The 15,160-nt window shown below is 73.7% G+C and carries 11 protein-coding genes and 1 riboswitch; of the genes, 3 read left to right on the forward strand and 8 right to left on the reverse strand.

Annotated features, from left to right (window positions below):
• Positions 1–24 precede the first annotated feature (24 nt).
• Together AB0N76_RS17385 and AB0N76_RS17390 are read right to left on the reverse strand one after the other, a co-directional pair.
• Entirely contained in the window at positions 25–657 is a 633-nt protein-coding gene (locus AB0N76_RS17385) for an AAA family ATPase (RefSeq protein ID WP_363557937.1), read from the reverse strand.
• Between the two features lie 68 nt (positions 658–725).
• Positions 726–1,862: a PhlD gene (locus AB0N76_RS17390; protein ID WP_363557939.1), complete on the reverse strand. Its 1,137-nt coding sequence runs from the start codon at positions 1,860–1,862 to the stop codon at positions 726–728.
• 340 nt (positions 1,863–2,202) lie between these two features.
• Between AB0N76_RS17390 and AB0N76_RS17395 the strand changes: the two genes are divergently transcribed.
• Positions 2,203–3,525: an MFS transporter gene (locus tag AB0N76_RS17395; protein WP_363557941.1), complete on the forward strand. Its 1,323-nt coding sequence runs from the start codon at positions 2,203–2,205 to the stop codon at positions 3,523–3,525.
• Between the two features lie 7 nt (positions 3,526–3,532).
• Here the strand turns inward: AB0N76_RS17395 and AB0N76_RS17400 are convergent, their stop codons facing one another.
• The 5 genes from AB0N76_RS17400 to AB0N76_RS17420 form a co-directional block, all read right to left on the reverse strand.
• Positions 3,533–4,096, reverse strand: a complete 564-nt coding sequence (locus AB0N76_RS17400) for an EF-hand domain-containing protein (RefSeq protein WP_363557943.1) — start codon at positions 4,094–4,096, stop codon at positions 3,533–3,535.
• A gap of 263 nt (positions 4,097–4,359) precedes the next feature.
• Positions 4,360–6,108: an ABC transporter ATP-binding protein gene (locus AB0N76_RS17405; RefSeq protein WP_363557945.1), complete on the reverse strand. Its 1,749-nt coding sequence runs from the start codon at positions 6,106–6,108 to the stop codon at positions 4,360–4,362.
• A 19-nt stretch (positions 6,109–6,127) separates the two neighbouring features.
• Positions 6,128–7,120 (reverse strand): ABC transporter permease, encoded by a 993-nt coding sequence (locus AB0N76_RS17410; protein ID WP_363557947.1) that lies wholly within the window; start codon positions 7,118–7,120, stop codon positions 6,128–6,130.
• Positions 7,121–7,243: 123 nt separating this feature from the next.
• On the reverse strand, positions 7,244–8,998 hold the full coding sequence (locus AB0N76_RS17415) for an ABC transporter substrate-binding protein (protein ID WP_363557949.1): 1,755 nt from the start codon (positions 8,996–8,998) through the stop codon (positions 7,244–7,246).
• 84 nt (positions 8,999–9,082) lie between these two features.
• The gene (locus AB0N76_RS17420; protein WP_363557951.1) at positions 9,083–10,051 is read right to left on the reverse strand and encodes an ABC transporter permease; all 969 of its coding nucleotides are present in this window, start codon (positions 10,049–10,051) and stop codon (positions 9,083–9,085) included.
• Positions 10,052–10,371: 320 nt separating this feature from the next.
• Positions 10,372–10,469: riboswitch (ZMP/ZTP riboswitch) on the forward strand.
• A 20-nt stretch (positions 10,470–10,489) separates the two neighbouring features.
• Between AB0N76_RS17420 and AB0N76_RS17425 the strand changes: the two genes are divergently transcribed.
• A complete protein-coding gene (locus tag AB0N76_RS17425; RefSeq protein WP_363557953.1) occupies positions 10,490–11,983 on the forward strand; it encodes a glycine hydroxymethyltransferase in 1,494 nt (497 codons plus the stop codon).
• Between the two features lie 97 nt (positions 11,984–12,080).
• Here AB0N76_RS17425 and AB0N76_RS17430 read toward each other — a convergent pair whose 3' ends face one another.
• Positions 12,081–13,526 carry an aldehyde dehydrogenase family protein gene (locus AB0N76_RS17430; protein WP_363557955.1) on the reverse strand — a complete coding sequence of 482 codons (1,446 nt, stop codon included), beginning with the start codon at positions 13,524–13,526 and terminating at the stop codon, positions 12,081–12,083.
• A 541-nt stretch (positions 13,527–14,067) separates the two neighbouring features.
• Between AB0N76_RS17430 and AB0N76_RS17435 the strand changes: the two genes are divergently transcribed.
• On the forward strand, positions 14,068–15,069 hold the full coding sequence (locus AB0N76_RS17435) for a class I SAM-dependent methyltransferase (protein WP_363557957.1): 1,002 nt from the start codon (positions 14,068–14,070) through the stop codon (positions 15,067–15,069).
• Positions 15,070–15,160: the final 91 nt, after the last annotated feature.

Consider the following 15,160-nt stretch of genomic DNA (forward strand, 5'->3'; position numbering starts at 1 on the left):
CTCAGCGGGGCCCCGGCGCGGGGGTCAGATGAACCGGATGTGCCGGGCCCCGACCGCCGCCCGGCGCAGCCGGCCGCGCAGCGGGCCGTCGGTGTTCGGGGCGAGGGTCAACCCGGCCGAGGCGGCGAGGTGTTCGGCGACCCCGGCGACGTCGAGGCGGTCGGTCCGGACGTGTTCGCCGAACTCGGCACCGCTCAGCCGCTCCAGGCAGTGGTCGAGCCGGGAGACCGCGAAGCTCTCCCGGCGCAGCGGCGCGTCCTTCCCGGCGACCAGCTGCACGGCGTGCCCGAAACCGCGCTCGCGCAGCCGTCGCAGCACCTCCTCCCGTTCGGCCAGCAGCGCGAAGTGCCGTACGTCGTGGCCGCGTTCGCGCAGCCGACCGACGGTCTCGGCGAGGTGGCCGGGCTCGGTGACCGTCATCGGGACGATCACCGGGCCCCGGTGGCGGGTGAGGACGAGGTCCAGCACCTCGTACACGCCCTGGCGCCAGGCGGGCAGGTCCTGGAAGTCGCCCCGGAGCGGCTTCGGGGTCATCCGGTGCAGCCCGAAGCCGACCTCCTCGGGGTCGCAGATCACGCTGCCGGGCAGGCGGCGCCGCAGCTCGTGCGACACCTGCGTCTTGCCGCCGCCGAAGGGGCCGTTGATCCACAGGAGCATGCCGGCCAGCCTACGCCCGGGCCCGCCGCGCCTGCGCCCGCGCCCGCCGGGCACCCGTCCCGGCCGGCTCAGGAGCCCGACCAGGTGGCCAGCAGGGCGCTCAGGGCGACGCCGGGCCCCAGGCCGAACACCAGGCCCCGGGCGCCCTCGGCCGGCGGCGTGCGGTGGGTGCGGGCGAGGACGGAGAACACCGTCGCGCCGCCGAGGTTGCCCTCCTCGGTGAGGACGTCCCGCGAGTGCCGCAGGAACGCCTCGTCGACGCCGAGCAGCGCCCCGAGCCGGTCCAGGATCGCCGGACCGCCCGGGTGCAGGACGCCGAAGTCCAGCTCCCGGCCGCCCTGCCGGTCCAGCCAGCCGAGCAGCGCCGGCCCGAGGTCGGTGACCGAGCGGAGCGAGGCGCGGGTGGAGGCGAAGTGGTCGCCGCGGTCGTCGGTCAGCTTGCGGTAGCGGTCGGTGGTGTGCGGGATGGTGTACTCGAAGCTGTGGTCGAGGCGCAGTCCGGGCGTCCGGGGCTCGGCGGTGACCACGGCGGCGGCCACCAGGTCGCCCCAGAGGCCCTTGTATATCTGGTCCTCCACCGAGGTCTGGGAGTCCTGGTAGAGCGCGGAGAGCGACTCGGCGGCGATCACGAGCACCACCGCCGCCGGGTCCCAGGCCAGGAAGCGGCGGGCCGCTATCAGGACGTGCGCGCCGCCCGCGCAGGCCAGCTGGGTCATCGGGAGGCGGCTGACGTCGGGGCGCAGGCCGAGCCGCTGCTGGAGGTGGATGTCCAGCCCGGGGACGGCGTCGCCGGTCGCGCTGCTCACGATGACGCAGTCGACGCGGTCGGGCCGCACGTCCGCGTCCGCCAGGGCCTGGCGGGCGGCGGTCTCGGCGGCGGCCAGCAGGTCGGCGAAGGTGGTGGTCTTCCGTTCGGCGGCGGTGCGCTCGGGGGAGCTGACCACCTCGTACGGCTGGAAGTAGCGGCGGGTGCCGGGCAGGTTGCCCAGCGCCAGCCGGACGGTCTGGGCCTGCCGGGGTGGATAGTCGGGGTTGCGGGCCAGGATGTCCTCCCGGATCCGCTCCGCCTCGACGGTGTGTGGGCCGAGGGCGAGCGCCGGGCGGCTGACGAAGGCGGGGAACGCGCCGGCGGCGGTGGTGGGGGAGGTACCGAGGGAGGTGCCGGGGAAGGTACCGGGGGCGGTGGTGGGGGCCGTGCTGGGCATTGCGGTGGTGATTCCTTGCGGGGGGCTGCGCGCGCCGCGCCCGGCCGGACACGGCGGCCGGCCCCGGACCGGCCCGGGGCGAGCCGAACCGTCGTACACACCCGTCGACCCCGTCCGGGTGCTGGCCCGGCCACGCTACCCGCCGCCGCACCCGGCCGCACCCCGCCGTCCGGCCCGACCGCCGGTCCCCGGCCCGCGGCGAACCGGAACCCTCCCGGACGGTCGGCCCGCAATGCCGTCGCGGCACCCGGCCATTCGACTACCATCCACCGAGCGCCGGCCGCGCCGGGGGAGGCCCAGGCCGAGCGAGACGGCAGGACGACCGAACCGGGGGAACGGTATGACGAGCACGGACCGGCCGGCGACGGAAACCGGAGCACCGCCCGCACCACCCACAGCACCGGCACCACCCGCGCCGCCCGCCCTTTGGCGGCAACGCAACTTCGCCGCCCTCTGGTCCGCCCACACCGTCAGCCAGTTCGGCACCCAGATCAGCTTCTTCGTGCTGCCCGTCCTGGCGATCACCATCGTCGGCGCCACGCCGGGCCAGCTCGGCCTGGTCGCCGCCGCCGAGACCCTGCCGTTCCTGCTGGTCGGCCTGCCCGCCGGCGCCCTGCTCGACCAGTGGGACCGCCGCCGGGTGATGGTCGTCGCCGACCTCGGGCGGGCGGTCACGCTCTGCGCGCTCCCGCTCGGTTACGCCCTGGACGTGCTCAGCGTGCCGCTGCTCTGCGCGGTCGCCTTCGTCACCGGTCTGTTCACCGTCTTCTTCGACATCGCCGACCAGGCCTTCCTGCCCAGCGTGGTCGGCCGCGGCCAGACGGCGGCGGGCAACAGCAGACTGGAGTTCTCCCGTTCGACCGCCGAGCTGGCCGGGCCCGGCCTGTCCGGGTTGCTCCTCCAACTGGTCACCGCGCCGCTGCTGTTGCTCGCGGACGCGGCCAGCTACCTGGTCTCCGGGCTGCTCCTGGGCGTGATCCGCACCCCGGGCCGGGTGGTGCCGCCCGCGCCGGCGCCGAAGACGCGGATGCGCACCCGGATCGCCGAGGGCCTGCGCTTCGTGTTCCGCCACCGCGTGCTGCGCTCGCTCGCCCTCGCCACGGCGATCGCCAACCTGGCCGGCCTCAGCGGCGCGCTGAGCGCCCTGCTGCCCGCCTTCGCCCTGCGCGACCTGGAGCTGTCGCCCGGCCGGCTCGGCCTCGCGCTGATGATCGGCAACGGCTGCGCGCTGCTCGGCGCGATCGCCACCGCCCGGCTGGTCCGGGTCCTGGGCCTCGGCCGGCTGCTGGTGGTCGCCAAGATCCTGCCCGGCCTCGGCGTGCTGCTGCTCGCCACCGCGGCGCCCGGCCGGGCCGTCCCGACCCTGGCGGCGGCCGCCGGGATCACCGCGTGCGGGATCACCGCCTACAACATCGCCCAGGTCAGCCTCCGGCAGGCGGTCACCCCGACGGCGATGCAGGCCCGGATGAACGCCTCGGTCCGCTTCGTCATCTGGGGGACGCTGCCGCTCGGCGCGGCCGTCGGCGGTCTGCTCGGCTCGACCATGGGCCTGCGTTCGGCGCTGTGGCTGGTCGCGGTGGTCGCACTGCTGTCCGCGGCCCCGCTGCTGCTGAACCGCGAACTCCTGCGACTGCGTGACTTCCCGTCCCCAGCCGAGGATTGACGAGACGTCAGATCGAGTACGGGGGCTTTCCGGCCCACCAGTGACCGGGCGCGTCCGGTTCGAGGCTGGTCCAGAACTCGATGATGCCGGAGACGAACTCGTCGGCGGAGAGCCGGCCGTCACCGTCCAGGTCGAGCCGGTGGAAGGCCTCGTCGGCGTCGTCGCGGGAGAGGGCGGAGAAGTGGCCGCGCTGGAAGACGAAGAACTCGCCGGCGTCGACCGTGCCGCTGCCGTCGACGTCGGCGATCGCCATGAACGCCTCGGCCAGCGCCCCGAGCACGGCCCGCGCGGCCACCGGGTCGTCGGCGAGCGAGCGGGTCGAGCTGACGAACTGCTCGCGGCCGATCGCCGTGGTGCCGAGCGGCAGGTGGGAGACGTGCAGGTCGCGCCAGATGGCCAGGTACGCCTCGACGATCCGCTGCTCGGTGGCCGACCCCTCCGCGTGTCCCAGCGACCGGGCCACCGCGTGCCCCATCAGCACGTGGTCGTGCTCGGTCAGCAGGCCGTCCCCGTCGGCGTCCAGGTGGTCGAACCCGTGGTTGATCCTCGCGAGCAGCAGTTCCTCGGACACGCTCTTCCCCCTGACCGGGCCGTCCCCGGCGCCTCGTGATCGTGACAGCCGCAGCACGCTAACCCGCCGGACGCCACCCGCGCAGCCGAAGCCCCGAACTCCCGCACGAGGCCCGCACCCTCCGCGCGTCCTCCCCGCACGCTGGCCACGCAACCTTGACAACCACCGGGCCCGTCGCGGCCTCGACCGCGACGGACCCGCGACGGACCCGCGACGGACCCGTGACGGACCCGGGGCAGACCCGCGACGGACCCGGGGCGGTCTCAGTGGGCGGCGGCGAGGAGGGAGCGGGTGTAGTCGGTGTGGGGCGCGGTGAAGAGCCGGTCGCGGGCGGTGGACTCGACCAGGCGGCCGCGGTGCATGACGGCCACCCGGTCGCAGAAGTGGCGCACCACGGCGAGGTCGTGGGAGACGAAGAGGAAGGCGACGCCGAGCCGTTCGCGCAGCTCCATCAGCAGGTTGAGGACCTGGGCCTGGACCGAGACGTCCAGGGCGGAGACGGGCTCGTCGGCGATGATCAGGCGGGGCTCGGGGGCGAGCGCGCGGGCGATGCCGATCCGCTGGCGCTGGCCGCCGGAGAACTCGTGCGGGTAGCGGTCCAGGTGGGCGGCGGGCAGGCCGACCTGTTCGAGCAGTTCGGCGGCGCGGGCGCGGCGCTGCTCGGCGGTGAGGGCGGTGTGCAGGCGCAGCGGGGTGTCCAGGGTCTGGGCGACGGTGCGGCGCGGGTTGAGCGAGGCGTACGGGTCCTGGAAGACCAGCTGGATCTCCTTGCTGAGCCGTCGCCGCAGCGCCCGGTCGGGCGCGGTGGCGTCCACGCCGTCGTACCGGACGGTGCCGCCGGTGGCGGCCTGCAGGCCGGCCAGCACGCGGGAGGTGGTGGACTTGCCGGAGCCGGACTCGCCGACCAGGCCGAGCGTCTCGCCGGGGGCGATCCGCAGGCTGACGCCCTCGACCGCGCGGACCGGTTCGGCGCGCAGGCCGGGGAAGCGGCGGCGGCCGGGGAAGTGCACGGCGAGGTCCTCGATCTCGACCAGCCAGCGGCCGGGAGCCTCGGGCGAGGCGGTCCGCTCGCCGGAGGCCTGCTCGCCGAAAATCCGCTCCGCGAAGCTCCCGACAGGTGACGGATCGTCAACAGTGGGCAGCACGCTGCCCGGTACCGTCTCCAGGGTGAGCGCCGCGCCCACCAGTGCCCGGGTGTAGGGCTCCTTGGGATCGGCCAGCAGCTCGGCGGTCGGCGCGCTCTCCACCCGGCGGCCGCCGCGCAGCACCAGCGTCCGGTCGGTGGTCCCCGCGACCACCCCGAGGTCGTGGCTGACCAGCAGGACGGCGGTGCCGTGCTCGCGCTGCAACTCGCCCAGCAGGTCGAGGACCTGGCGCTGGACGCGGGCGTCCAGGGCGGTGGTCGGCTCGTCGGCGATCAGCACGTCGGGCTCGTTCAGCAGCGCCATCGCGATCATCACGCGCTGCCGCATGCCGCCGGAGAACTGGTGCGGGAAGTCCCGCACCCGGGTGGCCGGGATGCCGACCCGGTCGAGCATGTCGGCCGCCCGCCGGCGGGCCTCGGCGCGGCCCGCGCCGGGGTGGTGCAGCCGGTACATCTCGGCGAGTTGGGCGCCGACGCCGTGGAAGGGGCTGAGCGAGGTGAGCGCGTCCTGGAAGACCAGCGCGACGCGGCCGCCGCGCACCCGGCGCAGCACGGACTCCTCAGCGCCCACCAACTCCTGGTCCCCGAGCCGGATCGAGCCGGTGACGGTGGTGGTGCGCGGGTCGTGCAGGCCGAGGACGGCGAGGCCGGTGGCCGACTTGCCGGAGCCGGACTCGCCGACCAGGCCGAGCACTTCGCCCCGGGCGAGGTCGAAGGAGAGGTCCCGGACGGCGGTGACGGGGGCGCCGCCGCGCGGGTCGGCGAAGCTGACGGTGAGGCCGCGGACGCTGAGCACGGGCTCCCCGGCGGCGGGGCGGCCGGTGGCGGAGGCGTCAGCGGGGGAGGCGTCGGCGGAGGGCGGGGTCATGGGACGGGCTCCAGGGGGTTCAGCTGAGGCGGATGCGCGGGTCGAGCCAGGCCACCGCGAGGTCGGCCAGGGCGACGAACAGCACGACGAAGCAGGCGGCCAGCAGGACGGCGCCGACCACGGCGGGCAGGTCCTGTCCCTCGACGGCCTCGCTGGCGAACCGGCCGACGCCGTTCAGCCCGAACACGGTCTCGGTGATCACCGCGCCGCCGAGCAGCGCGCCCGCCTCCAGGCCGAGCAGCTGGACGAGCGGTCCGGCGGCGCCGCGCGAGGTGTACTTGAGGTGCGCGCGGAGCCGGCCGAGGCCCTTGCCACGGGCCGTGCGGACGTACTCCTCGTTCATCGTCTCCAGCAGCTGGGAGCGGGAGAGCCGGGCGAACACCGCCGAGTTGACGAAGCCGAGGACCAGCCAGGGGAGCAGCATGCCGCCCGCCCAGGCGGCGAGGTCGGTGGCCGGTGGGGTGTACGAGGGCAGCGGCAGCAGCCCGGTGGTGTAGACCAGCCCCCACTGGGCGACGTACCCGAGGAAGTAGATCTGCACGCTGGCCCCGACCAGGGTGAAGCCGGAGAGCAGCTTGTCCGTCCTGGTGCCGTGCCGCAGCGCGGCGACGAAGCCGGTGCCGAGCCCGAACAGCAGCAGGAAGGCGAGCGCCCCCGCGGCGAGCGAGACGGTGACCGGCAGGTGGTCGATCAGCGCGTCGGTGACCGGCTGGTGCAGCCGATAGGAGTAGCCGAGGCAGGGCGCGTCGCAGTGGATGGTGGAGCCGTCGACGTCCTGGATGTCCCGGCCGGCCACGACCCCGGTCAGGTAGTCGGTGTACTGGGTGAGCAGCGGCTGGTCCAGGCCCATGCTCGCGCGGACCGCCGCGACCTGGCCGGTGTCGCAGCGCGGACCGCAGGCGGCGCGGGCCGGGTCGGCGGGGGCGGCGTAGAAGAGGGCGAAGGCGGCGGCGGAGACCGCGGCCAGGACGGCGAGCGCCTGGAGGGCCCGTCGCAGGGCGAAGGAGAGCATGGTGGCCGGTCCGGGGTCGGAGGGGGCGTCGGGGGGAGTGGGGAGCGTCGGGGATCGGTGGCCCCGCACCGGGCGGGGCCACCGAGGGACTTCGAGTGATCGAAACGTCAGGACGTCAGGACGTCACGACTTCAGGTAGACCCAGGCCAGGCTGACCGACCCGTAGATCGGGTGGATGAACGCCCCGCCGACGTTGGAGCCGCGCAGCTGGTTCATGTTCGGGTAGGCGAACGGCAGCACCGGCAGGTCCTTCATGACGGTCTGCTCCAGCGCGTACAGCTCCTTGGCCTTGGCGCGCGGCTCGCCGATCTGGTTGATCCGGTCGATCTCCTTGTCCACCTCGCCGTTGCGGTAGCGGGCGGAGTTGAGGTCGCTGTTGGCGCGGCCGTCGAAGGAGAACGGGACCAGCGTGGACGGCGTCGGCCAGTCGACCGAGCTGGTCTCCTCCCACAGGTCGTACGGGGAGTCGGCGCGGTGCGCCTCGTCCAGCAGCGCCTTGGGGTCGATCGGCTTGGGCACGATGGTGATGCCGGCCTTGGCGAAGCCGTCGACCAGCACCTGGGCGACCCGCTGCCCGTTGGGCGTGTTGGCGAACGCGTAGGTGAGCGGGGCGGGCGGCTGCTTGGCCTTGGCCAGCGCGGCCTTGGCGGCCTCCGGGTCGCCCTCCGGCTTGGCCGGGTTCAGGTCGTACTTCTGCCAGTCGACCAGCGCGGGCGAGCTGAGGGTGCTGGCGAGCTCGCCGGCCCGGCTGCCGCCCTGGACCTGGCGGGCCTGCTGGCGCGGGTAGGCGAGGTTGAGGGCCTTGCGGACCTCGGCGTCGGCCACCCGCTCGTTGTTGACCATGAGGTAGGTGACGAAGGCGCCCTGCCGGCCGGAGACGACCTGCTCCTTGGCCTTCGGGTCGGTGTCCACGGTCTGGTACAGCTCGGGGGAGAGCTGGGTGGAGACCGTGGTGGCGTCCGCGCCGCCGTCGCGCCCGGAGAGGATCTCCTGGTTGATGTTGAGCGCCTCCTTGCCGTAGCTGAAGACGTACTTCTCCGGGTACTGGCTGCGGATCGGGTCGGTCTCCGGCTTCCAGTTCGGGTTGCGCTCCAGCACCATCCGGGTGTTCTGGACGTGCTCGACGATCCGGTACGGGCCGCTGGCGAACGGCAGCCGGTCGTAGTCCGTCCCGGTGTCCTTGTCCTTGCGCACCGGCGAGGAGGAGGACTGCGCGGCCATGTACGGCACGTCGGCCTGCGGCTGCGGGAAGTGGAAGACGATCGTGCGGTCGTCCGGCGTCTCGATCGCGGCGAGGTCGCCGTCCTGCGGGCCGGCGTACTTCTTGCGGGCGTCGTCGTAGCTGGCCTCGCCGGTGAGCCACTGCGGCCAGTACGGCGGGCCGACCTCGTAGCCCTTGCCGAAGGTGCGCTCGATGCCGTACTTGACCTGCTGGGAGGTGATCGGCTGGCCGTCCTCCCAGGCCACGCCCTCCTTCAGCTTGTACGTCCAGGTGCGGCCGCCGTCGGCGGCGGTGCCGGTGTCGGTGGCGAGGTCGCCGACGAGCTTGGCCTTGCCGTCGACCACCTGGTACTGGGTCAGCTGGCGGCCCCAGAGCAGCGAGGTGTTGTACGCGGCGCCCGCGTACACCTTCTGCGGGTCGAGGTGGCGGAAGTCGGTGGCGTTGTAGACGTTCACCGTGCCGCCGGGGCGGGCACCGGGGACGGCGGGCGCCGGGCCGGCGCTCTCCTTCTCGGTGCCGAGCGCGGCGGTCAGCGGGGAGGTGTCCTTGGGCGCGGCGGCGGGGCCGGTGCCGGAGGTGGAGCCCGCGCCGGCCGAGCAGGACGTCGCCAGCAGGGCGGTCGCGACGACGGCGAGGGACGGTTTGATCCAGCGCATGGCGAATTTCTCCTTGCCCCGGGGGGTCCGGGGCGATCGGGTGGAACTGGGCGATCGGGTGGAACGGGAAGGTGAAGGAACGTTTCAGCGCGCGGCGCGCGGGTCCAGCGCGTCCCGGACGGCGTCGCCGAGCAGGTTGAAGGCGAGCACGAACAGCAGCAGCGCGACGCCCGGGAAGAACATGTAGGTCGGGTCGGCCTGGAAGACCTCGGAGCCGCGGGAGATCATCCGGCCCCAGTCCGGGACCGGCTCGTTGATGCCCACGCCGAGGAAGGACAGCACCGCCTCGGCGGCGACGAAGGTCGGCACCGCCATGGTCGCGTGCACCAGCAGCTGGGCCCGGACATTCGGCAGGAGTTCCCGGAAGACGATATGGAATCCGCTCGCCCCGAGCGCCCGGGCGGACTGCACGAAATCCCTTTCCCGAAGTGACCGGACGGCGGCCCGCAGGGAAAGCGCCAGCGGAATCCAGCCGAACGCGGAGAACACCAGGATCAGCACCAGGAACTGCATCCACTCGGGCTCCGCGGTGCCCGGGTCGACCAGCCGGGACTGGATCACCGGGCTGAGCGCGAGCAGCAGGAGCAGCGTCGGGAAGGCCAGCAGGACGTTCGAGAGGAAGCCGAAGAGCCGGTCGGTGATCCCGCCGAGGTAGCCGACCGCGACCCCGGCCAGCACCCCGAGGGTGGTGGTGACGGCGGCCGAGGCGAAGGCGATCAGCAGCGAGGTGCGGATGCCGTACAGCAGCTGGGTGAACACGTCGCGGCCCAGGCCGGGCTCCAGGCCGAACCAGAACTCGCCGGAGATGCCGCCGTTCGGCGCGATCGGCAGGCCGCCGTCGCTGAGCAGGCCGGGCAGGTTCTGGCCGTAGTGCTCGGTCGGGTTCCTGCCGTACAGGGCGGCGATCAGCGGGGCGGTGAGGGCGAGCAGCAGGAAGAACAGGACGACGCCGAGGGCGACGGCTCCGGTGCGGTCGCGGCAGACGCGGCGCAGCAGACTCGCGGGGGCGGACGGCACCGGTGCCGGTGCTGCGACTTGTTCGACCACTGCCATGAGAGGTGTACTCCCCGAATTTCCTCCGCCGCCCCGTGGGTGAGGGAGCGCTGACGTGCATTTCCCGGCGGCCGCTCCGGGGGTTTCCCGGTAGGGCCGCCGGGCGTCATCAGATCGGATGCCGGGGGAGTTCCGCAAATCATTCCGGGGGTGCTCCGGAGCTTGTTCGCGTCCTTTGTTTCGGGCATTGTGACGGCTTCATTCCGCCGCAATACTGCCGTAGCAGTAGAACGGACATAACCGGACAAAAGTCGTGTCATGTCCGCCGCCGTCCCGCATTTTGAGATCTCCACCACAGAGCCCCGCACATTGATACGATTCCGGCGGGCCGCGACTGGCGCGCACGGATGGAATCGACCATCGGGAAGCGGCCCCGTGCCGGATCACGTAGCAATTGCCGAGCGCCTGGGCCCCCCGACTCCCCACCAGGAGACCGCCATGGCCCCACAGTCGTCCACGCCGTCGTCCACGCCGTCGACCCAGCAGCCGCACACGGCCGCCACGCCCGCCGCCAACACCGCCTTCCGCTCCGCCCTCGACGTGGTCGCCGCGGTCGAGCCGCGGATCGCCGCCGCCATCGGCCAGGAGATCGAGGACCAGCGCGCCTCGCTCAAGCTCATCGCCAGCGAGAACTACGCCTCCCCGGCCGTCCTCCTCGCCATGGGCAACTGGCTCAGCGACAAGTACGCCGAGGGCACCGCCGGCCGCCGCTTCTACGCCGGCTGCCGCAACGTCGACACCGTCGAGACCATCGCCGCCGAGCACGCCCGCGCGCTCTTCGGCGCCGACCACGCCTACGTCCAGCCGCACTCCGGCATCGACGCCAACCTGACCGCGTTCTGGGCCGTCCTCTCCCAGCGGGTCGAGAGCCCCGCCCTCCAGCGCGCCGGCGTCCGCAACGTCAACGACCTCACCGAGCAGGACTGGGCCGAGCTGCGCCAGGAGCTCGGCAACCAGCGGATGCTCGGCATGTCCCTGGACACCGGCGGCCACCTCACCCACGGCTTCCGCCCCAACATCTCCGGCAAGATGTTCGACCAGCGCAGCTACGGCACCGACCCGGCCACCGGCCTGATCGACTACGACGCGCTGCGCGCCACCGCCCGCGAGTTCCGCCCGCTGATCCTGGTCGCCGGCTACTCCGCCTACCCGCGCCGGGTCGACTTCCGGAAGATGCGCGAGATCGCCGACGAGGTCGGCGCCACCCTGATGGTCGACATGGCGCACTTCGCCGGCCTGGTCGCGGGCAAGGTGTTCACCGGCGACTTCGACCCGGTCCAGCATGCCCACATCGTCACCACCACCACCCACAAGTCGCTCCGCGGCCCGCGCGGCGGCATGGTGCTCTGCAAGGCCGAACTCGCCGAGCACGTCGACCGCGGCTGCCCGCTGGTGCTCGGCGGCCCGCTCTCGCACGTCATGGCCGCCAAGGCGGTCGCCTTCGCCGAGGCCCGCCGCCCCGAGTTCCAGACCTACGCCCACCGGATCGTCGACAACGCCCGGGCGCTCGCCGAGGGCCTGCTGCGCCGCGGCGCCACCCTGGTCACCGGCGGCACCGACAACCACCTCGTCCTCGCCGACGTGTCCGGCTACGGCCTGACCGGCCGCCAGGCCGAGGCGGCCCTGCTCGACTCCGGCATCGTCACCAACCGCAACTCCGTCCCGCAGGACCCGAACGGCGCCTGGTACACCTCCGGCGTGCGGATCGGCACCCCCGCGCTCACCACCCGCGGCCTCGGCACCGCCGAGATGGACGAGATCGCCGGCCTGATCGACACCGTGCTGCGCGCCACCACCCCCGCCGCCACCGCGGGCGGCGCGCCGTCCAAGGCCCAGTACGTCCTGGACCCGGCCGTCGCCGAGGGCATCGCCAAGCGCGCGGCGGACCTGCTCGCCGCCCACCCGCTCTACCCGGGCGTCGACTTGGTCTGACCGGTCGACCGCCCTCGGGCCGGGCGGGCGGGACGGCGCGTCCCACCCACCCGGCCCGGGCGCCGGCAGGGCCTGAAGAAAAGGGCCTGGTAAGGGCCTAGTACTGGAGCGACTTGTACTGCAGGAACTCCTCCATGCCGTGCCGGCCCAGCTCGCGGCCGAGCCCCGACTTCTTGTAACCGCCGAACGGCGCGACCGGATTGAAGCGGCCGCCGTTGATGTCGACCTGGCCGGCGTCCAGACGGCGGGCGAAGCGGGCCGCGGTGTCGGCGTCCTCGGCCCAGACCGCGGCGGCCAGTCCGTACTCGGTGGCGTTGGCCAACTCGGCGGCGTGGTCCTCGTCCTCGTAGGCGAGCACCACCAACACCGGCCCGAACACCTCCTCCTGGGCGATCGCCATGTCGCCGGTGACGTCGGCGAGGACGGTCGGACGGACGTAGAAGCCGGTCGCCAGACCGTCCGGGGCCTCGGCGCCGCCGGCCACCAGACGGGCGCCCTGGGCGAGCGCGCCGGCGATGTGGCCGCGCACCCGCTCGCGCTGGCGGTCGCTGACCAGCGGGCCGAGCCGGGTCTGTGGGTCGGTCGGGTCGCCGGGGGCGTACTTCTCGGCCGCCTTGGCGGCCAGCTCCACCGCCTCCTCGTACCGGTCGCGGTGGACCAGCAGCCTGGTCCACGCGTTGCACGCCTGACCGGAGTTGGCACACACGTTGGCGAGGTTGACGTTCACCGCGCGGGCCAGGTCGGCGCCGGGCAGCACCACGTTCGCCGACTTGCCGCCCAGTTCCAGGGCCACCCGCTTGATCGCGCGCCCGGCCGTCTCGCCGACCGTCCGGCCGACCGCCGTCGAACCGGTGAACGACACCACGTCCACCTCCGGGTGGCCGACCAGCGCCGCGCCCGCCACCGCGCCGGTGCCGGTCACCAGGTTGAACACCCCGGCGGGGAAGCCGGCCGCGTCGACCAGCCGGGCGAACAGCCGGGCCACCAGCGGGGTGTCCTCGGCCGGCTTGAGCACCACCGGGCAGCCGGCCGCCAGGGCCGGCACCACCTTGGCCACGATCTGGTGCAGCGGGTAGTTCCACGGGGTGATCGCCGCGACCACCCCGGCGGGCTCGGCGTGCACCACCGAGTTGCCGACCCGCTCCTCGAACACGTAGTCGGCGAGCAGCGCCAGGTACGACTCCGTGACCGCCAGCGGCAGCGCGGCGTGCACTGCGGTGGCGAAGCCGATCGGCGAGCCCAGCTCGGCGACCACGGTGGCGGCGATCTCCTCCTGGTGCGCGGCCAGGCCGTCGCGCAGCCGGGTCAGCGGCACCAGCCGCTCCGCAGCGGTCGTGGCGCCCCAGGCCCGGGCCGCCCGGCGGGCCGCCGCCACGGCCGCGTCGACGTCCGCCGCGCCGCCGGCCGGGACGGTCGCGAGCAGCCGCTCCGTCGCCGGGTCGAGCACCGGGATCGTCCCGGCGTCCAGCGCGGGCCGCCAGGCTCCGTCGACGTACTGGTCGGTGTGCTCGGCGTATCCCTCCGCGCGCTCCACCTGGTCCATCCGCCCCACCTCTCGTCATCGCGTGCCCGCGGGCCCGTCTGCCCGCGGCTCCGCGCCCCCGGGCCTCCCACCGGTCGACCCGGAACCAGTCAACGGCGCGCGAACCATCGGACGCAAGGGCCCGGAAGGATCACCGCGGGACTCACTGCAGGACTGAGCACAGGTCTGACCGCAGGACGGCGCCCCAGCAGATGATCGTGTCCTGTGATGATGACAAATCGGGTGGTCAGACGGCACTATGGACGAACCGGCCTTTTGGTACGTGAGGGACGGCGGTCAAGTCCGTCCACAAACCGCTGGGTCACGAAATTCTTCCTGTCGAGGTTCGCCCAACTCCGCTCTGCGGCGGGTAGATTGCTGCGAACTCGGGCGCGCCGGACTACCGTTGGCGGCAGGTCGGGTCGCGTTCGCGTGCTCGGGCCGCCACCCCGGCCCCCTGGTCACTGGGCCGACCGAGGACCGTCGCCGGCCGGTGGGGCCGCGCCTCCCGAGTCTGGAGCTCGTGCCCAATGGTCGTTCGTACCGTGTTAGGAGCCGCCTCGTGACCGACGCCGCACTCAGTGCCGAGCCGCAGCAGCCAGCTGAGCCGGCGGTGCTCGATGACGTGCCCGGGTGGTTCTGGGACCACGACCGCCACCTTTTCGAGTGGTTCCTCGGCCGCCAGGAGAAGGCCGGTCTCACCGGCGACCTGCTGGAGATGGGCGCCTACCTGGGCCGCAGCGCGATCGTCATCGGAGCCCACCTCCAGGCGGGGGAGAGCTTCACGGTCTGCGACCTCTTCGACTCGGACGCGCCGGACGACGAGAACGCCGCCGAGATGGACATGTCCTACCGCAAGACGCTCACCCGGACGGCGTTCGAGGTCAACTACCTCGCCTTCCACGACGTGCTGCCGGAGATCATCCAGGCGCCGACCTCCACGCTGGCCGGCGGCCGCATCCCGCCCGGCGCGTTCCGCTTCATCCACATCGACGCCTCCCACCTCTACGAGCACGTCGCCGGGGACCTCCAGGTGGCCCGGACCGCGCTCGACCCGCAGGGCGTCGTGGTCCTCGACGACTACCGCTCGGCGCACACCCCGGGCGTCGCCGCCGCCACCTGGGAGGCCGTGTTCAACCACGGGCTCAAGCCGATCGCGCTCACCGACACCAAGTTCTACGGCACCTGGGGCGACCCGGAGCCGGCCCAGCTGGACCTGCTGGCCCGCCGGGGCACCCTGCCGCACTGCGACCTCACCAACGAGACGCTCAACGGGCGGCGGCTGGTCCGGATCGGCGGCAGCGCCGAGGGCGCCGAGCCGTTCCGGGTCTCCCGCCACCACGCCCGGCTGACCGTCGAGGCGGAGCGCCGGGACGCCGAGCGGGCCGCCGACGAGGCCTTCCGCGACGCCGAGCGCGAGCGCGAGGTGGCCGCCCACGACCTCGCCGAGCGCCGGGCCCGCGCCGCCGAGCGCCGCCGTCCGACCAACGTGGCCAAGCGCGCGGTGGGCGACCTCCTCCCGCCGGTGGTGACCTCCGCCATCCGCCGCGCCCGCCGCGGCTGACCCACCGGGCACCGACACCCGCCGACGGCCGCGCGCCCCCCCCCCCGGGGGGGCGCGGCCCGCACGGCGGAGCATGGGAATAGGGGACGGG

Origin of the sequence: Kitasatospora sp. NPDC093806, from assembly GCF_040683335.1 — a bacterium.
In the GTDB taxonomy this organism is placed as follows: Bacteria; Actinomycetota; Actinomycetes; order Streptomycetales; family Streptomycetaceae; genus Kitasatospora.